Below are 22891 nucleotides of genomic sequence, written 5' to 3'. Positions count from 1 at the left end.
GGCTTTTACGCTTGCTCTCCTCTTTCGTGATGAGGGCAAGCACTTATTTTTCAACTGAGTTACCCGCAAGGGCATCCAGTAAACATTGTTGATTGGAGGTCATTAGATGAGAAAAATTCTTGTGGTCGGCTCAGAGGGAACCGCATCGTACCAAATCATTCTGCTCCCACCTCTCCGTTATCTGGAAGGACAAGGATACTGCAGTTTTGATATCCTTCCACATAAACAAGTAACCCGATCTATCATTTCTTCATACAATATTATTTTGTTTCTGAGAAGCATTGAGCCTGCAGCGCTCCAATGTTTAGAATGGGCACACCGTGAGGGAAAGAAGACCGTATACGTCATTGACGACCATTTTCTCGCGATTCCTCAAACAACTCGTCTTGGCCAAATATACTCAAAACCCGCTTATAAAGAAACCTATACTTACTTTCTAAAAAACGTACACATGGTCAAAGTAGAATCACCCGTCTTTCGCGAAGTGATTAAGAAGCAATTCACTCCTAAAGTGATCTATTTTCCAGGAAGCATTGATATTTCATTTACACAATTGTCCAGAGGTCCGAAAAAGGAAGATCGACTCGTGGTCGGATACGAAGGTGCCAAAAAGGAGAGTTCTTTCCGACCCGTTATCCCCGCATTGAAACGTATACTTAAGGAATACGAAGATTTTGTTAGACTGGAGTTCTACGGGTACTGTCCTGAAGAATTGAAGGGGCATCCTAATGTCTTGCATTGGAAACATAATGAGGATTACAGCCAGTTCATGCAGCGGCTGTATCGGGCTAATTGGGATATCGGTCTTGCACCCATGGATGATGGTCTGTTCTACCATTGCAAAAGTAATGTGAAGTTCCGCGACTATGCATCCTGCCGCATTCCCGGCATTTATTCATTATCCCCCATATACCGTGATTGCGTATTCCACAAAAAAACGGGTTATTTTGTTCCTCAAACAGAGCAGGGTTGGTACGCCGGGATTCGAGAAATGATCGTAAATCCCCAACTTCGAAAAAAAATTTCACAAAAGGCTGCGAAGGCCGTGACGAAGAACTTTAAGATCAAACAGTGTGCGGAAAATTGGAAGTCTCTTTTTCAAGGCCTGATCGACGTACCATAAGACCTGTAATAGATGGTGACCTATTATCTGGAATGGAGAGTGATAGCGTGCCTACAATTCAAGACGCAACGATGGTTCTTAACCAGTATTATGACATCAAAAAACCGAAAATCGAATGGATTCAGGACGAGCCGGATAAGGCGGTGTGGAAGGTAATCGATAACAAAGAAACCTATATCCTTAAGTCGGATTACAGATCAAGTAAAACCTTCACCCCTTCAATCACTCTACAATACACGCTATCCCAACAAGGGTTAAAGGTTCCGGTGGTTATCGCCACGAATCAACGGAAACTCTGTACGAAGCAAGGTAAGCATCGTTATTATTTATCTAGATATATCTCTGGCGGTTCTGCATCGATAATGGATCGCGTAAGGGTAATCGGGGATTTTCATCAGCACGCTAGATGGCCAAGTTCACTCACATCCAATCAAAATCCAGACGACTTGAAGGTTGGAATAAACAGGTGGCTATCTGAGTATCAATTAAAATTAAAAGAATTGATGAAATGGAAAGACCAGTACTCCTTGCAGTATATTCAACCATGTTTACAATTAGCTGAGAAATGTATAAGAGTTTCTTCCCGGAGGGTGTCCGTACTCGCTGATCATCTCAAATCCGTGAACAATAGAAGATGGCTTGTACATGGGGATTTAACCCATTTAAACGCAATAAAAACAGCATCAGGAGATATATGGATCATTGATTTGGAGCATTCAAAAATTGACTCTCCCATCAAGGATATCCGTTATTTATTACCGAGGATGGTGTTGTCTTCTCATTATAAAGAGTATTTTGCGAGATTTCCTGAAGGGAAGTCCTTTGAAGAACTCTACTATATAGACGCGATTTTTCCTTACAGCCTCTACTACTACCTCGGCGGATCGATCAGGCAAATGAAACTCCCACTGAAGAAATCCCGGGTACAAGAAATTGTATTAGACGAACTGAAGAAGGATGACATATTAAGCAGGCAATTGGGTGGCGTTAAATAAGACACTTTTCCTTGTATCACACGAACCACCATATTCAAAGACATGCCGAAGGGGCCGTTGTACGACAACAGCCCCTAATATACATATTTCTAGCGCTTCAATCTTTTCATAACCGGCTTATTGTGATGCTTGCTCCAATTAAAAAATTCATTATTACGGATATTTCCATTGATCGCGGTAAATGGAACATTATTCTTCCAGGCAACGTAATTAAAACTGATTTGATCTCTTTTACTGTAACTCATAATTTGTCTCCACCATGTTGTCATCGTGCCGGTAACGATTGGATCATTATGGCGTCTTAAGATCACACCGGACTCAATCAGTCCGTTGTCTCTCGGATATCCCGCATTCTTATACAAGGCTACTTGTTTTAATATGACTTCTTTCTTATCCTTTCCCAAGGCAATACAAGCCTCCGCTTCTTTATAAATACAATTCCGATGTGAATGTTTGTAGAACACGAGCGGTGAAGTAGCGCTATATTTTTCAATAAATCGATCGATATCACCGACAATTCTGATATTCCCGTCAACCCAAACACTGTGTTTGTAGGTCGGGAATAACAAGTGTGGCATAACTTTTACCCATCTTGCTTGACGGGCCGTATCAGCGAATATTTTATCTAACCTAATAATTTTCCAGGTTCCAGACTTTAATTTCGGATTATCCGTGAAACAATAGTAATCACAATGCTTGCTCAAATGTAAGGGATCCTGCAGCTTATCGTAATTACCGGTTATCGCTGTATAAATTACGTTTTTTCGTTGATTTCCTGTTATGATTTGTCGTCTGCACGCTAATAGCCATTTTAATTTTGCCCTTGTTTCTTTGAGCAATCGATGCTCGACCATTTTTTGTACCGATTGCTTAACCCTTTCCTCGCCGTGTTTGCGATAGAGGGCAGCTTTCCCATTCTGCACTAATTTCTTCCTTCTATCGGTTCCAAAACTTGCCGACTTATGATGATAGATATAACAATGGGTGGCAACCTTTAATTTAAAGTTAGCAGCGCGGGCACGAAGACAATAATCATCTTCTTCCCCGTAACCTACCGGAAAGTTCTTCTCATCAAAATACCCGATTTTTTCTATCACTTCTTTCTTGATCATTAAACAGAAGCCGTTCAAAAACATGACTCTTGGAAAATTCTTATCCGAGGCTTGATAGACAAGTTCGGCCATTTGTTCGATCGTCAAGTTGGGCTCCAATCCATTTCGGCTACTATCCCGATGGGGAATGGATTGCCAGCTGGCCGCATTGGACAGCGGACCGACGATACCGATCCTGCTATCGGATTCCATGGTTTCTGTTAGCCTTTCCAACCACTGACTGGTTACGATCGTATCGCTGTTGAGAAGGACGCAGTATCGCGATGTTGACTGTTTTAGCCCTTGATTCGCAGAAGCCGTGTAGCCTTGCGGTTTATCGTGTCTAATTAATTTATAGAGAAATTTTCGTGTGTATTGTTCCAGATATTGCCTTGTGGTTTGATCGCTTCCATCATCAATGATAATTAAATTAATTTTTTGTGTAGTATTATTTTGAATGGAATTCAAGCATTGTTTTACTGCGTCCAAACCGTTATGCACACAAATGACAACATCAATCAATCCCTTCCCTCCCTTCCCCGTTATCTTGGATCGACACATCCGGAGACGAACTTTTCTCAAATCGCTTATGTCCGCCGAGCAATACGACGTTCCCTTTAATCGACCGAGTCACATTTTTCGTGTCATACAGCAAGGCCGCATGCTCAGCAATAAACTGGTAATCGATCGTACTATGATCGGTAGTAATAACGACCAGATCCGCGGAGGCAATCAGATCCGGCAAAAGTTCTATGGAGGATATCCTATGGCCGTTGTCTATAAACCATGGAATAAGGGGGTCATAGTAGGTTACAATAGCTCCCTTCTGCTGTAGAAGCCTGAACACTTCGAGTGCAGGCGATTCGCGCATATCGTTGACATCTTTTTTATAAGCCATTCCAATGCATATAATATTTGAGTTTTTTAGCGGCTTTTCATTGTCATTGAGTATGTCTGTAATCTGCGATATCACATATCGGGGCATATTGCTGTTGATATCGCTGGCCAATTCAATAAATTTGTTATAGAATCCAAACTTTTTAGCCCTCCATGACAGATACGTCGGATCGATCGGGATGCAGTGCCCGCCGATCCCCGGCCCTGGGAAAAAGGGGATGTAACCAAACGGCTTGGTCGAAGCTGCGTCAATCACCTCCCAGATGTTAATTCCCATTCGATCACACATGAGTGTCAGTTCGTTCACCAGCGCAATGTTAACACTTCGAAACGTGTTCTCCAACAACTTAACCATTTCGGCCGCAGCCGTTGAGCTTACAGGAATGACGTTCTCCAAAAAAGAACGGTAAAATTGGATGCCGAGATTTGCACATATCTCAGTGATTCCACCTAAGATTTTAGGCGTGTTTTTTACATTAAACTTATGGTTTCCCGGGTCTACTCTTTCCGGAGAATAACATACGAAGATATCTTTTCCCACTTCCAATTGCGTTTTGACTTCAATCACATTCTTAATTAATTCTTCAGTCGTTCCGGGATAGGTTGTGCTTTCCAAAATAATCAGCGTATCTCTCGACACATACCGAATTATGGAATCAACGGCTGATCGAATCATGGAAACGTCAGGGTCTTTGTTGATGTTAAGCGGTGTTGGCAAGCAAATAATGATGATATCTGCCTCAGCCAGCACTGAAAACTCATGAACGGCATACAGGCGCTGATGGATCAAAGAATCGATATCTTCATCCTTTATATCCGTAACATACGATTTTCCGCGTTGTAACTGTTCCGTTTTATTCTCATCAATGTCAATTCCGTACACCCTGTAATTGGCTCTTGCCGCCTCCACTGCCACAGATAGTCCGACGTAACCGAGACCGATCACGGCCACCGTAGCCGTCCTGCTTCTTATTTTTTGCAAGATTTCGCTCATCCTGGTTGTCCATCCTTTCTTGAAGACTGCGTCTTTGTTCAAAAAACACCCATGATGAAATTACCGGACGATAATGAATTTCCTTCTCCTGATAAAATATGAAATATGCTTGAGAGGAGAAACGGCGAATTCACCAGACATATTACCCATGTCATTCTTTTCGTTTGATATATACAGAAAAGACAGCGAAACAACTCGCTGTCGTCAGTAAAAAAGTCATATTTTCTTTCATTCCGTAATGTATGTTAATTATTCTTCCGGATTCTCCCTCAGCAGACGCTCCGCCAAAATTGCAGGCTTCTCTAATCTTTGTTGAATCATAGGCCAGTTCTCCTTCTTAGCCGTATGAATAACCATGTCATAGGAAACGCCTCTAATGGTAAGCCCATTATGTTCAATTCCGGTCCGGGGTAAACCGCAGTTATCATGAAAAGAAACGACACTCGCATTATCAATAACCGTGTTGGAGAACACACTGGACAAACCCAGAATATCAAACGCAACGTGAAAAATAAGCCATACGCTGGCAGGAGCGGCAGGGATCGAATCGGAAATAATCCATCTTCCCCAATTCCCGGCTTGACCATCAATATCATAGATCGCGATGGTTCCGATCCGCACGCCCGAGAGAAGCTCAATGCAGAAGTAATAATCGCCCTCTTTATGAAAATATTGTTTCAACCATGATTCATGCACAGAATAACGAGAGTCGATTTCTCCGATGTACTTCGATAACTCAGGGGATCTTCTTAGCTTGAAAATAAAAGCAGCGTCGTCTATCGTAATCGGTCTTAATCGAATCCCGAATCTTTCAACGGTGATGTTGTGCTTCACGACCTCACCTCGATGATCTTGGCGATGTCATCCAAGCTTTGAATTCCTGCTACTTCCCTAATGGAGAAGCGAACATCAAACTGCTCTTCAAGACGAAGAATGAGCTCCATATGTTTTAAAGAATCCCAATTCGCTATTTCTTCCCGCTTTGGATTATCATGAGGCAGTACTGCTGTGTTTAATACCTCGGATAAGATCTCCCCGATTTGTTTGCGTAATTCTGTAGTCATCGATTTACCTCCACTCTAGCAGGATGGCTTTCGCAAGCTGCTTTTACACGTGCACAGAGATCTTTAAGCGACAGTTGTTCAGGCGAGCCCGTAACAAAACGCTTTATCCAATCCAAGGCAGGAGCGTTCCGTGGCCCTTGAGCCATCTCGATGTTTATTCTTTGTATCCCTTGATCGGATAATTTCTCCAAGATCCAGGCAAAGGCTACCGTTTCAATCTCACGGCCCAGCGCCCTGCAGCTAAAAAGCGTTTCGATGACATGCGCTTGTTCGCCATCCAACCGGCATATAAAAGCGCCTATAATTCCGCTGTCTGACAGTATATCCGAGAGGCGAACCGTTATCGTCATGTATTTCAAGGCATCCATAACGTCATTCGCTTCAACTTCCGTCATCCGCCTTAGGGCCAGGTTAAACTGATTCGTTTTATGACTTAATTCATGCAGCCGCGTGACATGGGAAGCTTCATTCTCATATATGGTAATAACCATATTCAGACTGTCTAAATAAGATTGGTAATCGGCTGCTGATTGTCTGATCTTCTCTCTTGCCTGATTAGCCTGAATATCGGTTGTTCTGGATACGGCCATGCTATCCGGGTGAAGTTGATATAATCCGGGAAAATGACATAATCCAAGCATCGTTTCTTCACCGCTTTCTTTTGCGCGGAGAAGGCGAACAACCGGCAGTGCAGCGGCCATTTTCACCAATTCCGCAGGATTATCATCCACAAACAGGAAAGCAGACGGATCGATATTCAGAATTTGAGCCAATCGATTCAAATTTTCTGCTTTTGTCTTCCAATTCGCGCATACAGCAGCAAAATCATCCCATCTCAGCGGAAAATCGCTCCGCGTATCAAACAAAGCCTTAACATCTTCTTCCTCATTGCGGCTGCACAAGGTAAGCATAATTCCTGATTGTTTAAGTTGAAGCAGCAGCCTTTGCAACCGATGATGGCCTTCCGTTAGCGTTACCCCTTCAGCCCCTTCCTCTCCCAATACCCCTGTATAAAGCGTATCATCTAAATCAAGGGCAATCGCTTTAAGTCTCGGAGTACAGGAAGCAGGTAAAAGATGTACGCTAAGGTGACGGGAGATTATAGTCGTTGCCTGATTGGAAAATGGGTAGTTGCTTATTTTCTCGTTCCGAAAATCATAGAAGGATTCGGTACCTTCATGGGTCAATTGGGCTAAATCGATCAGGACACATCCTGTATTGTTCTCAACGGACTCCAACAAATACGAATTAATCTTCCGGAACCACCTACGATCACTCGCGCGGAAGCTCAGCACCCTATTTGCGTCTTCCAGGGACTCCGGCCAGTTATTTACCCAGATCGGTTTATCCGTTGACATACGCAGTTTAACGATTCGTTCATTCAGCCAATGAGCAGCTTCCTGTGCGCTCATAGAGCGAGCATAGATCCGCCAATCTAACCAGATGATATATACATCTGCCTGAGTTTCCCCGCCAATACCGGACAGAGCGCTATCGTAATCGGAGTAATCGAAATGGACGCCAGCCTCCCATAACGAGCAAAACGGAGACATCAAATTAGCAACAAACTCAAAGGGCATCGTTCTGTCGACTCGTATTCTGAAGGTTCGATTGCATGGGAGCTTCGGGCTTCCTGCAATCCGAGCCCTGGAGGGGAGGGAGCACAGCAGAGAATCCGCCAGTTCAAGATAGGTTAAAACATGCTTCATACCTATACCTCCCTCCTGTTTTTAAACAGCTTTGATTAATATAAGCCGAGTTCCTTGCCCCAGACATTGAGTTTCTCCAAATAATGATCCAGTAAATAAACCTGCTTCAGGCCATCTATTCCCCAATGAAGCTGCTGATACAAGCTTCGTTCCAACACCCGCTGCAAATAGGCCATTTTGTACAACATAACCGGGTCTGTATCAAACTGAATACCATATTTAAGCATTTCTGCAGCATATTGAGGAGCACAACGTTGTATTACCGCCTCTTCGTCGCCTCTCCAGTCCTTACGGTATGCAAAAAATACACCCATTAAATTAAACATATCAAACCAACATGGTGAAAAACGCGCGCCTTCCCAATCGATAAATTTAATGTTCCAGGTCTCTTCAGCTACATTGTGGCACCCCATATTAGGTGTCTGTAAATCATTGTGAATGATACTTTTACCAGCATGAAGGAGTTCCGGAAAATAAATGGGCCCTTTTTTCAAAATGCTGTGTACATTAGAATAGCTTGATTCCAGCCTAGGCTTTAATTCGGGATTTTCCATTGCCTTATCCAGATATTCTAGGGTTCTTTCGTGGTTCTTCTGCCGTTCGAGGGATGAAGCATCGGAATCGTAAAGAGGGAGCCATCCCTCAAATACTTCCCAATTTTTATAAAAATTTTGGTTGTAGGTGAGTGCGTGAAGTTTGGCCAAGGAAGGGATAATCCGATCAAAACAATCCGGCGTAAAAATGACCTGACCTTTTACTTGAGGAACATACTCCATAAATACCCAGACATCTTCACCATTCACCCCTTCCACAATCATATAGATGTCAGGAATCAGATCCGGCAAGATGCTTTTTACTTTTCGGTACATATTTAATTCGATTAATTTTTGCTCGTTCACAGGTGCTTTAAATATTTTTAAAATGATTGAATACCTTTGTTGATTCGCCGCGATTTCAAGCTTCCAGATTGAGCTCTTACCCGTCTCTTTCAGGCATTCCATATTATGGTCGTTTAGGACAACCGGTGAACCGAAATGACTCGCTATTTGGTCCGCACATCGAAACTCCCGCCATTTCAGACTTATGTCATGAAGAGGCGGATTCATCGATAAGGCTTGCGCATCCTCATGCCCTTTACGGTATCCATCTTCTCTTCCCTTTCTGAAGCCATCCGTCCGACCGTGCTCATACCCTCCAAAATTACCTATTTTTGTCATGTCCGCGATCCTCCACTCCGTATTCCTTTTATATCCTATGTGAAGGACCTTCGACATGACATTAAAAAAACGCGATTTAACATTCCACACACATGATTTAACATTCCTCGAATAATTGGATTACGATTAGCCAAGAATTTCTGCTGCTAATTGGTAGATTCGCCTATCTGCTAACTAATTCTAAGAAATACATATTGTCCATGGCAATTAGGGCACTTCCATTCTTGGGTTGAGTATTTCTCGATAGTGAGATAGTTTCATAAAAAACAATGCAAAACAACCCGCTGAACACGCGGGTTATCCGAGTAGTACTCAACTTAATATCCATTAGATCGAATAAGCACTAATAAAGCTCCAACTTTTTTCCTAAAACTTTGATTTTTTCTAAATACACCGGCAGTAGCTTCGCCTCTTTTTTACCGGTAACAGCCCAATTCAGCTGCAGATACAGCCCCTTCTCAAGTATTCGTTTTAGGAATGCCATCTCATACAATTTGAATGGATCGGTTTTAAAGATAACTCCATGCCTTCTCATCTCATCCGCATATAACTGAACACAACGGCGGGTTATAACCTCCTCCTGATCTTCCCACTCTCGGCGGTATGACAAGAAAACCCCGATCAAATTGACGAGATCAAACCAGCACGGAGCATATTTTGCGCCTTCCCAATCAATAAACTTGATTTTCCACGATTTTTCCTTAACATTGTAGGCCGCTATGTTTGCAGTGTGAAGATCTCCGTGGATGATGCTGCAGCCTTCATGAACTACCTCCGGGAAATAATCTGGCCCTCTCTGCAACAGGTCCTTCACGAGTGAGTAATATGGATTTATCATTTTTTTAAAATTGCTGTTTTTCATCGCTTCATCTAAATAATACAAAGTTAACTTATTTATGCTTTTTCTTTCTTCTCTCATGACATTAGAGCTAAATTGAGGCAGCCAATCACCGAATAGTCGCTCATATTGTTTAAAACGTTCATTCATCGTAGAGGAGTGAAGCTTCGCTAACGTGGGAATGATTTTGTCAAAGTGATCCGGATTATACTGCAACCGCCCTTTAAGAGGTTCGATGTATTCCATGAATACCCAAAAACCACGTCCGTTTACATTTCTTTTGGTTTTATAAACTAGTGGCATGAACGGCTGAAGTGCTTTTTTTCCTTTACGGTATATATTTTTCTCCACCGTGCTTTCCGGGCGGTCTTTTTCGAGCGGTTTCGAAATTTTAAGAATGATGGGAATACGATTTTTTTCATGGATGATTTCAAGTTTCCATATGCTGCTTTTGTATGAATCTTTTAAACATTCCATTGTTTGATGATCTAATCTCACTTGGGTGCCAATAGACTTGAATGATTTAGAAAACTCCATCTTACGCCACGTTTTTCGAATGAATCGCTTGTCTATTCTGCTGGTTGGACTCATTAGTCCTCACCCCATTTTTCGCTTTTAAACCATTATATGTCGAACATAGAGATGCGCATCCATTCATTTGCCTAACAAACGGAGGTGTGCTGTGCTCGTTCTCCAGAGTCGTTATGCAGAGGCATCCGCCTGTCTGCCATCTTCATAACCTTTCGCAAATCCTGCTTTAAAGTCTTCCATGTAGGAATGATCGTCCCCTTTGTCATGGACTTGAGATAAAGGCCGGGAGCCGCCGACCCCAGGCCTGGAGCTGTAACGGCCACCGGCTCGATGGCGCTTCCCTATCTTGCCATGACGGCGCTTACTACCCGATGACTTCAGACCACGCCGGATTTTGGATGAAGGCTTCTTCCGTGCAACACGAGATGATGGACGATGACTCCTGACAGATAAACTAATGCTCATACCGAATCCTCCTGCGAGGTTGAATGCTTAGCCTCTAGCCAGGCTTCGTTGTAACATAACTGGTACTCGGAGTTTATCCAGGGCGATGCGGGACTTCCTAATTTGAACCGATTAAACGGAATGCCTGTCAACATTTCAGCCATCACGGACTGATAGTCGATAAGCAGCCGAATATTCTCCGCAAGAGTGCGCGAGGTTGTTTCAGAATGTGCCGTAACCTCTGCGATACTTTCCAGAATACTTGCCAGCGCTTGCTGACTTCTAGCAATGGATGATACCATAGCAATCTTGGCCTCATGTTCCCGCTGTATGCGCGCAATCATGAGTCCGTATCTCCGAAGTCGAATGCATCAAATCCCATGGCGTCATCTTGTTCAGCGTCCGTTCCGAGAATAATTCGCAGATTCCGGCACAGACCGGAGCCTATTTTCGTCAAGCCCTCAATTTGCTCAACAATTTGCTCATGAATGGATAACGAATCCTTCAACTCTCCTTTGGAACGGGGATATTGAGTTAATACCCATCGACATACCTTTTCAGCTTCGACTGCTTTCCCTTGTAGAATGAGATAGGTATTATATTGAATAGTAACGGATGCATCGAGAATCCGCATGAACGACTCCTCTTTACTCACATACATTCCCCCTTAACCTACCGAAGTCGGACCCCATTATTCTTCGCCTTGCTCGTTCGCTTTAAGCTCTTTCATCGCGATTTCTAGACTATCTGCCGATGTTTGCTGAAGGTCGGCCATCGCGCTCAAATATGCTGTAATGCTGCTATTGACTTGTTCCACCTGAGTTCCTGATGATTGGCCTCCTGTTAATTGTCCCCCTAACGATGGTCCACCTCGTGAACTCGATTCTTCGGAAACAGGGATTTCATGATTGGGTAATGAATGTATAATTTGAGCCATGCGGACTGCTGCATGACGCTGAGCTTCTAGAATGCGTGCTAACTGCTGCTGGGAATGCGAAAGATATTCAACCATATCATTAATTTTTTTCTCCACTACAAAACTCTCCTTTGCTCGTCATGTTTTTCAGCATATGCTTCGACAAGCTTCCTGGTGCAACTAATAATGCCATCATTCGAATCAGACAAATATACCGTCAGCCTGCAACATGGTTCTATATTGCAGGGGAACACGTCCTAGCCATTCGCTCATATTTTCTTGTAATGATGGAAGTCCCACATCTAACCATCCAACATCCGATAACAATTCTGGACGGAACAGAGCACAACATGCATTTAACCGATTATGAGAATCCAATTCTTCTCTTGGCAGTAGTGGAACTCCGGTCTGTGCAAAGTTTACACATACTGATTTAGTAGCAGAGGCATTATCCAACTCATCCGTCATACTTCCAATCCAGTTATCCATAACAGGTGTACAGCCATACAAAATGACTAGCTTCTTCCCGTGCGCAGCATGAAGTGCCTTATTAAGAACCACCGCTATTCCTTGGTCACTTCTCCCAACAATGTGCCGTACCACTCCGATTCTGCTGCGCATATATTTCTTGGTTCCTTCAGAGGATCCGACATCAGCAATAAGCAGCTCATATGGATGCGGCGTTAACGCCTCGATCCTTCTGATCTTGCTAATAACATCTTCAAAAGGATCTTGAATGGGAATAATGATGCTGACGCCATCGAATGAGCAATCGCTCTCTTTTTTGCCATGTTGAACACCATAAGAATAGCCAATCATATACCCATCCTTCCGTCCCTCAACCGGATCAGCTTTAGGAGGAGCCACCGTTAAAGATTTTCGTAAGCGTGCACCGCGTCTTCTCATCCTAAAGCGTCCTTCATATGACTTCGCCTCCCGTATATCTCATCTCTATATGAGGAACAATGAATTCCTGGTTTTTCTGGTCATCCATTTCCATTGTATGTTTACTCTTTTGCTCGGTGACGGCATCTGTAAGGAGTGTTTCGTTCTCTAAACGCATCAATAATCTGTTCTATGTACACAAATTGATTCGAGCAGCATTATGCGATGAATGCTCATAGTAATACGGTCGAATCCCTTAGAATTCACTTTTGAAGATGGTCGGCAAACGGTTCATCCGGGATGGCAATTCACCATGATGACTAATTGGAATTCCCCTGTTTACTCAAAAGGATGAGTGAAGTCTCCCTTCCCCCATCCTTCTCCTACCTTACGTAGCCATCCGACCTATTGAAATCCAATGCAACCCGCCTTCTGAGATCATCGTATCTTCTGGTCGAATAATTTGGATGACGATCTCCGCATCCTGCCGTTTTCGAATACCAGCCTGAAACAACGGATCGCTGCACGATGCCACTACGACATAATGTTCATCCTGATAAGGGGTCTGAAGCGGTATCGTAACCTCGATCGAATCGAGTTCATCAGAAAAGGTGAAGGGGATATATCCAAACTGCTGAAGTAAAGGGATGTCCGGAATCCCTTGAACCGGATTAAATGAAAGATGACTCGGATGAACCGATTCGAGTGCTAGTTTGGAAGATATGATGGATTCGGATGACAGATGAATACTGTGCACGGCATAATCCTCAATCGCCTCACTTCTTACACTACGATGCTGCAGATGGGAAGCACGGATCGTATCATCAGTCAGCACATGGCCCCCATCATCCTCTACATCTGACCAGTTAGCGGATGTTTCTCTGATGGTCATCTTTTTATGATAGCCATCGTGCTGCCGAAAGGCCCTTCTCCTTCTTATCCTGGTGATCCCTCTGGCTCTATTCACTGTCGGCTCTCTCCTCTGCTTCTAATCGTTACATTCATCCTATTCAAGAGATAGGGCTACTGCCACTGTCGGTTAGATGGTTTGCATCAGGTTAGCCCATCGTTCTGCCGTATGATCCCACCTGAAACGTTGACGTACCGTTTCACGCCCTGCCATTCCGATTTGTGTACGCAGATTCTCGTCTTGAAGCAATCCGTTAATCCGTTCAGCGAGTCCGCCAGGAAAATCATCTCTTTGAACCAGATAACCCGTCACACCGTTCTCCACAATCTCCGGGATACCACCTGCGTTCGTAGCGATGACAGGAACCCCAGCTGCCATTGCTTCAACATTCACGAGTCCAAAGGCCTCCCTCGGTGCTGAGGGGACAGCCACAATATCAGCAAGCGAGTACCAGTCTGCAATCGCTGGATAAGGGACAAAGGGGCGAAAGTATACCCAATGCAAATAAGGTCCGGCAGCTTTTTTCAGTTCCCGGACATAGGCGGTTTCCCGATCGGACCCGTAAGCTGCACTTCCGATAATAAGCAATAAAACCTCTGGATGCTTGTCAATAATATGTGGCAGCACATCAATCAGATGGTGAACCCCTTTGTCTGGAATAAGCCGTCCCGCAAACAGGATAATACGACGCCCACTCCATCCGTAATGAGCAAGCTTTGCCTCTTTTAGTGCCTTGGCAGCAGGATTGAATGCCGGATTAAAATGATCAAGACTAACACCAAGATGATTAATCGTGATCTTCTCCAAAAGCCAAGCATGTCTTGAGGTAATATCCTCCAGTAGAAAACGGCTGTTTACTACAATGCCGTCCATCCAGCGGGCAATGTTCCCAAAGCGCTGCTCGCTCATATATGGAGGCATAATAAATGTATTGGAATGAAGGTTAAGTACGACTTTCACACGCGGCAGATGCATTTTGAGGCGCTGGGCCAGCAGCGGCCGATTGTGAACTTCAATAATATCCGGTCTCCACTTCTGAAGCCTTCGCATCAAGGATGGATAATAATTGGCTCCAGATGGAAGACGGTAACATGGAACGCCGTTAATGGCATCTTTTGACGGCAGTCCCTTCCCTAGCACACCATATATCCGCACTTCCATCGCATCCTGAGCCAAAGGAATGGTCTGCTCCACGACCCGCTCCACGGAGCTGCTTCTCCCTGATGGAATGACAAAAGACCCTGGCGTCACAACCGCCACCTTCCGCAAACTCATAACTCCACACCCTTCTCGCAACTTATCTATAACATATACCGGTTAAGGGTCTATTGGTGACTAAGTTCCGGGTAATAATAGGCCAACTACGCGCGACACCCGTCCACCCGGGACAAACTCCCTTGTGCATACGATGTGGTACAAAAGATTACATGATATTGGTAACAAGGAGGATGGCCATGCATCTGGAATTCGTCGGCATTCTGATCAACAACAATACGTATCGCAGAATTTCCAGCGGGAAAATCGGTACTGAATCACTGACCAACTATGAAGAAGCTGCTGCCGTGTACGGTCTGGTTCCTTGTTTTTTTACCATTCATCATATTTCACTCAGTACTGGAAAGGTGGCTGGCTTTATCCCGGCTCCAGCCGGATTTTCACGAGTGCATATTCCCATTCCACGTGCTGTTCATATGCGAGCTATCTATCATAAAAGACAGGAGCAAGAGCTGATTGATCAACTAATCAACCGTGGGGTATTTGTTTATAACGGACGGACACGTTACGGTAAAAACGTCATTCATCATATGTTAGAGCAGGACCGGGGAGTTTCACGCTCCCTGCCTCATACGGTGAAAGCTACCCCCGTCTCGATTCGCTCCATGCTTAGTCAGCACGGGGATCTTGTCCTAAAGCCTTGCAGTGGCAGCATCGGGGTTGGTATTATGCGATTGAAAGGAACCTCTTTGCACAGTCAATTCACTTATTCCCGCTCCTCGCCATCAGCCAGTGGTTGGAGAACGGTTACACTGCCTCCCGGTAAGCTCCATCCCTTGATCTATCAACGAATCAGGCAAGCTCCATTCCTTGTTCAACAGCGCATCCCACTTGCCGAATATGATGGCCGTCCATTCGATATCAGAGTTACCGTTCAGCGTGGAGGGAACGGGCGTTGGGAGGTCGCCGGCATGTTCGCTAAAACTTCGGCTCCCCGAATGTTCGTCTCCAATATTGCTCAAGGCGGCTCAGCCTATCGGGTACCAGACATACTATCCCGCTGTATGCCTGACATACCTGCCGAGCTTACTATAGAACGGATTGCTGAGTTTTCCGTATACATCGCTCGAATTCTGTCCCTATCTATTCCGTATGCGGCCGATTTTGGAATGGATATTGGCATTACCGAAGATGGAAAGCTCTATTTCATTGAATGCAACGGTTGCGATCAACGGTATGGGTTTATGGAGGCCGGCATGGCAGAAGGATGGAAACGCACATATCACAATCCAATGGCCTTTGCCCGTTATCTCTATGATCACGGTGTATGGCCACATGAATGAATTACAAATAAACAGCCTCTCCCTGATCGCAGGGAGAGGCTAGTTTTTTTATGATCGTTAATGCGGTACCTGTGATTTGAAATCGCCTTTACTGGACTGGTCGGCATGATAAAATACAACATCCCCGTCCAGCAGCGCAAACTTCTTGCCATAAGGATCAAGGTATGTGCGGGCAAACCCTTCAAGCTGCCACTGGTTCATGAGGGGCGCATGCAGGTATTGCAGATGCGGCCGGGCGGTATTGCCCTCCCGAATCGTCTCGATGTTGAAGTTGACCACGATAAACCCTTTTTTCAAAAATATAGAGGACTTCTCGTCCAGACGGTTACTCCGTCCATAAGCCGCCAGGTCCATTCCCTTCTTCACCACGTACACATCGGATGGCAGACTGTATTCGCCATACCAGCGCTGGACCGCCGCATTCGCACGTTCCACGTCGACCGAGGCAGGCAGCCCTGCTTTAGGCCCGATCAGTGTTCGTATACCGGATGGCAGCAGCATCCAGTCGAGTCGTCCTACCCAAGTCTTGCTCTTGCTGATTTTCTCGATATACTGCTTCGCATAGGCTGCCGCTGATATTCCTGGCTGTGCTCCTCCGTGGTTGTACAGGTACGAGGCTGTGTCTTGAAGCTCGCTTTGCGGAACATTCCGCAGCCTCTCATTCAAGATGACGTAACGCTTCAGTGCATCCTGCGGGGAACCGATGCGAATGAACTTTCGATCTCCGCTGTGGTAGTACAGATCAACTGCCTGGCGTCCGCTGCCATCCGCATTAACGAAGTAAAAACTCGGTGTAATGGAAATACCGTCTTGTGCTCCAAACATATTGCCCTTCGTCTTCAGGTCGAATTTGAAATGGTAACCTGTCTTCACTGCTGCATTCTTGTAGCCTTGGACAGGATGCTTGCCTGGCGCGATAGGAAGCGTATAAGGCAGTGCATTCCCCCTTACTCCGCCATCAATATTGCGAAGTCCTGTCCAATAGGACGCCCCGCTTGCTGCTGCGTTTCCTTTTTGTGTGCGGAAGACCGTCTCCCAGTTATAATCGGCAATATCCGTGATCCGGAAATCGTATACACGCCCGATAACCTCCACAGGCTCAATATCCGTAGCGACATGGTGGGTCAAATCTAGATTTGCACTGGGCTGAGTGGTAAAATCCGCAGGCGCGTTCTCCGCTATCGTACGAAAGTATACTTGATAATCGCCCTCATCCACCCATACCGGCAGGAAAAACTCCGTATCCAGCTGAGTCGTCGGGATCGTGATCCAGGTTTCTTTAGGATAAAAGGTGCTTTTATCGCGGCTGTAAACATTTGAAAGGAAAATACACCTGCTTCGATCGTACATATTTTGCATAGTCCCGATCTCCATATCCCCGGATATTCCGATGCTGACCTGAAGTAGGAATAGTTACCGTGAACGGCCGGTCCAAGATGAAAGCAAACCGACTCGAGTTCGGGGTCGTCTTCTGGTTGTGGTCCTGATCATCTGTAACAGATGAATAATTGACTACAGGAGTATGGACAGTGACAGTGTTAATGGCATTTACGGGATAGGATTTAGGAGAACCGCCATTAATGTTGCCGGGTATGAGATCATAATCAATCGTCCCCGTACTTGGTGTATTTTTCTTATTTAACAGCGTACTGCTGATGAGATAGTTTTTGCCGTATAGGACATCCCTATTAACGGTCGAAGCAGGAGGAATGATCCCTGGTGTCGGAGCAGTTGCCTGCGCCCAACTGTCACTCATGACAGTGGATCCGTTGAATAGCACCTTATCATTTTTCACCTGGTTTTGACCCACCGCCGACTCCGCTGCCGACGTGAAATCCGTTGATGGCACTACGGGTCTGGTGAATCCACCCGAGACGGTTTCGGTTCCTAAATCGACTTCTTCGCATGGAGAGGCCTTCACATGGTCCTCGACTCGGGCACTATGATCGGATGTAAGGATTGGAGGCGTGTATCCGGTAGGCGTCAGGCTGACCGAACCGCCAGGTAACGCGTAGTTGCTCACGGTCGACCTGCCTAGCTTATACACCTCGAGGTTGTCGATTTGCCAATATGAATATGGCCGGGTAATCGCAATTCGTTCCTCTACCGGAACCTCCTCTCGCATAGGTTTGTCAGGCGTTCCAGGATTATTCGGTCCCGTACTTGGCGTTCCGGGGATCGTCCAAGTGAGAATATACTTCTTTTTGACAGGAACAGTGTAGGTGATCTCACCGCTCATATTTGCCCACTGATTCTGATACAGATAGTTAAGTCCAAACACGTTGACATACAGGGATTCAGAAGTCGGTATCCCATCCAGGACATTAAACTGTTCTGAATCTCGCTGATCCGCTTTTATAACACCCGTAGCCACTGGATCCATCACCGTGTGCGATGTTACAGTACCCTTCCTCGCCGCACCGATTTGGATTCCGCACGTGCCAGGGGGATTCCCGGGTCCTCCGGTATTTCCGCAAGACGAACCAGTCCCAACCTGTATCGTAACATCAGCGGATTCATCCAAGGCCTGAGTCGCATCCTTAAAATGAGCTGTTATCGTTGCCCCTCCGGTTGCAGCCACGGCTGTGACGACACCCGAATCATTGATGGACATGATGCTGCTATCCGAGCTTCGCCAGGTTAACTTGTCATGTTTTTGCAGATTGTATGTACTACCGTCTACCTTCGTTAAGGTCGCGGTAAGCTGAATGGTACCAGATGGTGCCACACAGGTCGGGCCGGTAATCTCCAAGCCTGATGTCCCATCTGCAAAGGTGGCCCGGAGGAGTTTGTCTTTGTAGACGTAAGTGTAAGTTGTAAAATCCACATAAAATTTATTAAAATAAAATACCTGTTTGGCACCAGGATTTGCCCAATAATGATTATATTTATCATTATTAAATGTTTGGCTAAAATTGATGGTTATTAGATTTAAATCCGTAACATTTGCAATTGCCCCCGACTTTGGCAGAGTACTTACATCGGCATACCCTGTATCCGTAGGTACACCACCGCTGACAATTAATGAGTTCCTATCAACTCTAACATTCGTGGCCTCAACCTCTTCTTTTGATATTCCATCATCTTTAATCCATAAATTATAGAATGGAGAGTTAGCATCGATGACATGAAACGCTTTAGTTCGAGGATTTTTGCCTCAAGCGCATCATCTGTGCAGTTTGGATATTTCGGAAGCGCATTGCCTTGAACATTTTCTGTTGCAGCTGAATCATCACAACCTCTACTGTCTCTCTTACTTACAGTGCCCCCTGAGGCTCTCCAATGTTTTCCATACCAATTACCTGCATCAAAAATAGACCAGCGATCCCAATAATACACTCCACCATAGTTTGTATTTTCTTCCGATCGGACCTTTGTTTTAGTACCACTTAAGGTATCCGTTTTATCTGTCCATTCACTCTTGCCGGGGGTAAAATCTTTAAAAGAACGAATGGTTGCACCTGTACTCTTATCAATCCACTCTAATTTTTTTATTATTTTTCCATCTGGGGCTTTGACAGAGATCGGCTTAGTGGATAACTGCTTATTATCTGAAAACAAATAACCGCCATACTCATAGTCATCAGAATCTTTTGACATTTCGTAAGTGATATCCTTTGTTATATCCCCAGTTGCATTAACCATAGTTGGATAAAAAATAATAATAATAATCAATATAAATGATATCAATAACGAAAGAGTTCGTGACATCTTTAAGAGTCCTCCTACCTAATCAATATTGATCTGGAAAGGACTTGACTTATGATTGGTGCTCCAGCTGAAATAGACTCTACGGATACTCTGATAGAACCATCGGTACTAAATTTCTCTTTTGGAATTACTAGCCCATATATCTTTTTGTTTGGATCACTCGATTCAATAACTGACGGCACTATGAGACTATTTCCAGTTGGCACACCATTGTATCCATGAATTTGAAGATTTACACGATCCGTTATAGGATATCCTTTAGGATTTTTGTTAGTTACTATACGGGCTTTAACAATGATAACGTAGCATTTGAGATCATCAGAAAATTTCGCCCAATCCCCATCATTAGTTCTATATGAGAGTTTATTTTTTGTTGGTAGTAATCTCCTATTTGGATCCCTTGGGTCATTCCAATCAGTTGCCAGAAGCTCTTCAACTTGAATCGTGGTACCGTCTTTTCCCGCGAACTTCAAATTTGAAACTTTCCAATAATTAATCCCAGTATTATTCTTGTTATCCGGCCCATTAAAAATTTCTGGCGCCACCGAGAAAATATTGGTCTTATGCCAATACACTTCGGCTGCTGCTACGGCATACTGATCAACAGGAAGCTCTTTACCACTCTTTGCCTGAAGCAATCTCTCAATAACTACGATAGCTTGAGCTCTTGTGGTCGTGCCTGTTGGAGAAAGCTCCCCCGGCGCTGTTCCCGACAGGATGCCATCCTTGGAGGCAAGATACATCCACTGTTTCTCTCCCACATTCTTATGACCAAGTGCCCTTACTGCTAGCTTGGACATCTCTTCACGTGTCATATGTTGAGTCAGATTCCGATTCGTAAAATCTTCCGCCCTATAAAACCCTGCCGATTCAGCAGCAGCAACATAGGGTGTATACCATGTATCTTTATTTGAGACATTCACCTCAAGCTTCAAGGCGGTAACCGCCATTTTAATAAATTCCGCTGTGGTTACCTCTTTATTAGGTAAGAATCTCTGATCCGGATATCCATCCACATACCCTCGTTTTATCGCATCAAGAATAGCTGCCTGGGCCCAGTGCCCCTCAATATCCGTGAAATGTGGAGCCACTGCTCTCTGAATCTCCCCCGTTATGCTAGCGGTGCTGTCTTGTGATGCGGCTTCCACCTCATTCAGATACAAGCTTCCAATGAGCACAGCTAGCGCCAATAATACAATTATTGACTTGCTTTTCATGAGTATCCTCCTCTAAATAAACTGTAGAATAAACCTATGGCACTGCCTCATATCTCCTTCCTATGCCCTTGCTTAGGGACATGATCCGCGAACTCTCATTATTTTCACAATATTCCCAATTTTGTATACATGAGAGAATTTGTCGCTATTTTATCATACATTCAATTGTTTTGGTGTAATATCCCTATATTGAATCTATTTTACTAGTCCTAGCATGTCTTCATCCGGCAAATCTATCACCCTAAACATGACAAAACCCCGCCGATAGACACATGAATATGTGTTCTATCAGGCGAGGTTCTATTTGCTACGAGTCGTTGGGATTAGGTATAAAATTCGTAAAGGTACCCTCTCGGTCTCCTGCCTGAATTTCCGCTTTTTCCGTGCTTTGCTTATATACAGCAGCCAACACTTTCTCATAAGCGGTTTCAAATTCATCGGGCAGCATCGGCTTGATTTTTTCCATAATCGTCAGCAGCTTGTATAAAGCCTGTACTTCCTCTTCAGATAAACCAAGCGGATACATTGCAAAATGCCCAATAAACGTATAACCTCGGCCTCTGCCTTGGTGTGTGATGGGAATATGCATCGCGCTGAGAGCATCCATATCCCGATAAATGGTTCTTTCACTGGTTCCACAACGATCGGCGAGCTCACGGGCTAGTATTCCCGGCCTTGCTTGTACAAGGGTAATGATTCTCATTAGTCGGATCAATCGGTCTGTCATATGGCATTCTCCCTATCTGTCTAGTAAATTCGACATGTATTCCTTGACCACTAAGTAGTACATTCGACCCTCATATCTTTTTTCCTTTTTTATATATAGATTCTTTATTCCTATTTCGTTTTCAGCCTATAGTCCCTTTTATGTTTGCGTTTTCAAAACTGATTATGGATCGAATGTATTTCTATACAGTCCATTTAACTTATACAGGACCTCCGCCTCCTGCAAATAATCGGCATCTTCAAATCGAATGGCATAGAGCAGCATCTGGTCTGCTTGCCTAAGAATGAGATGTTCCCCAAGCCCTAAATTCCCGTGCTGCATCTCTCCCCTTGCTTGCTGCAATGCGGAAGCATTTTGATAGAATTTCAGTGCCTTCTCAACACGGTAATCCCCTTTTCGGTATTTTAATGCCGTGTGGTTGCTGAATTGTAAGGGTATCGTGCGAGAAGGCTGTAAGACCACCTTTTGTTTCTGAATATCCATATATGTCCATAATGCCGTTATGATGGGATATACACCAGATTGCCGTGCTCCTACACTCAGTCCAAGCACTAATTGCTTAGTTTTCCCTGCAGACAGGGAGCCTAAAGACAACGAGATATTACGATCATTAAGTACCTCACCTTGACATCCATACATAGATTCCAACTGCACATCTTCTCCTAATTGGAGATGCAGTTGGATATCTTCAGCAATGCACCGGTTCATGTCTTTGGACTGCTTATTTTGCCTGATGACACCAGTCCTCCACTCAATCAGCAGAAAGACTTGACTAGTGTCGCCAGCGAATACATGGCTGTGACTCCATGTGAAATCCGAATACAAGCCAGACTGCAACACATCCACCTCTTTCCTCTTCTTCTAACAATGTACCAATTCGGAGGGACACCACACTGTCACGGAACGTATGTTCTCTGTTTTTATTCGACAAAAAAAGACCTCAGCCCTATTGAAGTGCACCCCTTAGAATAGACATTGGATTAAATTCCTGGTTTATCCGATGAAATTCTAGGGGTGCATTTTTTTATGCCAGCAGTTAAAGGTCAGAAGTTTAAACAGTATTC

General features: G+C 44.5%; 23 protein-coding genes. 3 read left to right on the top strand and 20 right to left on the bottom strand.

Features of this window, described 5'->3' with window-relative positions:
- Positions 1 to 106 precede the first annotated feature (106 nt).
- Together AM231_RS02550 and AM231_RS02545 are read left to right on the top strand one after the other, a co-directional pair.
- On the top strand, positions 107 to 1123 hold the full coding sequence (locus AM231_RS02550) for a glycosyltransferase family protein (protein WP_054401228.1): 1017 nt from the start codon (positions 107 to 109) through the stop codon (positions 1121 to 1123).
- A 47-nt stretch (positions 1124 to 1170) separates the two neighbouring features.
- On the top strand, positions 1171 to 2118 hold the full coding sequence (locus tag AM231_RS02545) for a protein kinase family protein (RefSeq protein ID WP_054401227.1): 948 nt from the start codon (positions 1171 to 1173) through the stop codon (positions 2116 to 2118).
- A gap of 89 nt (positions 2119 to 2207) precedes the next feature.
- Here AM231_RS02545 and AM231_RS02540 read toward each other — a convergent pair whose 3' ends face one another.
- From AM231_RS02540 to AM231_RS02475, 14 genes are all read right to left on the bottom strand, one after another.
- Positions 2208 to 3731, bottom strand: a complete 1524-nt coding sequence (locus tag AM231_RS02540; RefSeq protein ID WP_054401226.1) for a glycosyltransferase — start codon at positions 3729 to 3731, stop codon at positions 2208 to 2210.
- Entirely contained in the window at positions 3724 to 5100 is a 1377-nt protein-coding gene (locus tag AM231_RS02535) for a nucleotide sugar dehydrogenase (protein ID WP_054401225.1), read from the bottom strand. The genes AM231_RS02540 and AM231_RS02535 overlap by 8 nt, the downstream gene beginning before the upstream one ends.
- A 249-nt stretch (positions 5101 to 5349) precedes the next feature.
- Entirely contained in the window at positions 5350 to 5934 is a 585-nt protein-coding gene (locus AM231_RS02530; protein ID WP_054401224.1) for a GNAT family N-acetyltransferase, read from the bottom strand.
- Positions 5931 to 6164 (bottom strand): acyl carrier protein, encoded by a 234-nt coding sequence (locus tag AM231_RS02525; RefSeq protein ID WP_054401223.1) that lies wholly within the window; start codon positions 6162 to 6164, stop codon positions 5931 to 5933. Before AM231_RS02525 ends, AM231_RS02530 begins: the two co-directional genes overlap by 4 nt.
- Positions 6161 to 7873, bottom strand: coding sequence for an HAD-IIIC family phosphatase (locus AM231_RS02520; RefSeq protein ID WP_054401222.1), 1713 nt, complete (start codon positions 7871 to 7873; stop codon positions 6161 to 6163). The genes AM231_RS02525 and AM231_RS02520 overlap by 4 nt, the downstream gene beginning before the upstream one ends.
- Before the next feature lie 35 nt (positions 7874 to 7908).
- Entirely contained in the window at positions 7909 to 8874 is a 966-nt protein-coding gene (locus AM231_RS02515; protein WP_242615058.1) for a phosphotransferase, read from the bottom strand.
- Positions 8875 to 9433: 559 nt separating this feature from the next.
- A complete protein-coding gene (locus AM231_RS02510) occupies positions 9434 to 10519 on the bottom strand; it encodes a phosphotransferase (RefSeq protein WP_054401220.1) in 1086 nt (361 codons plus the stop codon).
- Between the two features lie 111 nt (positions 10520 to 10630).
- Positions 10631 to 10924, bottom strand: a complete 294-nt coding sequence (locus AM231_RS02505) for a hypothetical protein (protein ID WP_054401219.1) — start codon at positions 10922 to 10924, stop codon at positions 10631 to 10633.
- Positions 10921 to 11247 (bottom strand): hypothetical protein, encoded by a 327-nt coding sequence (locus AM231_RS02500; RefSeq protein ID WP_054401218.1) that lies wholly within the window; start codon positions 11245 to 11247, stop codon positions 10921 to 10923. The genes AM231_RS02505 and AM231_RS02500 overlap by 4 nt, the downstream gene beginning before the upstream one ends.
- Positions 11244 to 11564 carry an alpha-helical endospore appendage domain-containing protein gene (locus AM231_RS02495; protein WP_242615057.1) on the bottom strand — a complete coding sequence of 107 codons (321 nt, stop codon included), beginning with the start codon at positions 11562 to 11564 and terminating at the stop codon, positions 11244 to 11246. The genes AM231_RS02500 and AM231_RS02495 overlap by 4 nt, the downstream gene beginning before the upstream one ends.
- 30 nt (positions 11565 to 11594) lie before the next feature.
- Positions 11595 to 11936: a hypothetical protein gene (locus AM231_RS02490; protein WP_053489468.1), complete on the bottom strand. Its 342-nt coding sequence runs from the start codon at positions 11934 to 11936 to the stop codon at positions 11595 to 11597.
- Positions 11937 to 12020: 84 nt separating this feature from the next.
- Positions 12021 to 12725: a glycosyltransferase family 2 protein gene (locus AM231_RS02485; protein WP_054401217.1), complete on the bottom strand. Its 705-nt coding sequence runs from the start codon at positions 12723 to 12725 to the stop codon at positions 12021 to 12023.
- A 367-nt stretch (positions 12726 to 13092) separates the two neighbouring features.
- Positions 13093 to 13596 carry a WIAG-tail domain gene (locus tag AM231_RS02480; RefSeq protein WP_242615056.1) on the bottom strand — a complete coding sequence of 168 codons (504 nt, stop codon included), beginning with the start codon at positions 13594 to 13596 and terminating at the stop codon, positions 13093 to 13095.
- Positions 13597 to 13743: 147 nt separating this feature from the next.
- Positions 13744 to 14889, bottom strand: coding sequence for a glycosyltransferase family 4 protein (locus AM231_RS02475; RefSeq protein WP_054401215.1), 1146 nt, complete (start codon positions 14887 to 14889; stop codon positions 13744 to 13746).
- 179 nt (positions 14890 to 15068) lie between these two features.
- Between AM231_RS02475 and AM231_RS02470 the strand changes: the two genes are divergently transcribed.
- Entirely contained in the window at positions 15069 to 16172 is a 1104-nt protein-coding gene (locus tag AM231_RS02470; protein ID WP_054401214.1) for a YheC/YheD family endospore coat-associated protein, read from the top strand.
- Between the two features lie 57 nt (positions 16173 to 16229).
- On the opposite strand, the gene AM231_RS29815 is transcribed toward AM231_RS02470, so the two are convergent.
- From AM231_RS29815 to AM231_RS02445, 6 genes are all read right to left on the bottom strand, one after another.
- Positions 16230 to 17531, bottom strand: a complete 1302-nt coding sequence (locus tag AM231_RS29815) for a hypothetical protein (RefSeq protein ID WP_242615055.1) — start codon at positions 17529 to 17531, stop codon at positions 16230 to 16232.
- Positions 17470 to 18999 carry a DUF5704 domain-containing protein gene (locus tag AM231_RS29810; protein WP_242615054.1) on the bottom strand — a complete coding sequence of 510 codons (1530 nt, stop codon included), beginning with the start codon at positions 18997 to 18999 and terminating at the stop codon, positions 17470 to 17472. The genes AM231_RS29815 and AM231_RS29810 overlap by 62 nt, the downstream gene beginning before the upstream one ends.
- 194 nt (positions 19000 to 19193) lie before the next feature.
- Positions 19194 to 19883, bottom strand: a complete 690-nt coding sequence (locus tag AM231_RS02460; RefSeq protein WP_054401213.1) for a hypothetical protein — start codon at positions 19881 to 19883, stop codon at positions 19194 to 19196.
- 14 nt (positions 19884 to 19897) lie between these two features.
- Entirely contained in the window at positions 19898 to 21100 is a 1203-nt protein-coding gene (locus AM231_RS02455) for an S-layer homology domain-containing protein (protein ID WP_054401212.1), read from the bottom strand.
- A gap of 307 nt (positions 21101 to 21407) precedes the next feature.
- Entirely contained in the window at positions 21408 to 21827 is a 420-nt protein-coding gene (locus AM231_RS02450; RefSeq protein ID WP_054401211.1) for a helix-turn-helix transcriptional regulator, read from the bottom strand.
- A 162-nt stretch (positions 21828 to 21989) separates the two neighbouring features.
- Complete coding sequence (locus AM231_RS02445) at positions 21990 to 22673, bottom strand: hypothetical protein (RefSeq protein ID WP_242615053.1); 684 nt, start codon at positions 22671 to 22673, stop codon at positions 21990 to 21992.
- Positions 22674 to 22891: the final 218 nt, after the last annotated feature.

It is taken from the genome of Paenibacillus solani, assembly GCF_001277345.1.
Lineage (GTDB): Bacteria > Bacillota > Bacilli > Paenibacillales > Paenibacillaceae > Paenibacillus_AQ > Paenibacillus_AQ solani.
The sequence above is the reverse complement of the archived record's forward strand: the minus strand, read 5'-3'. Positions and strand labels throughout refer to the sequence as shown.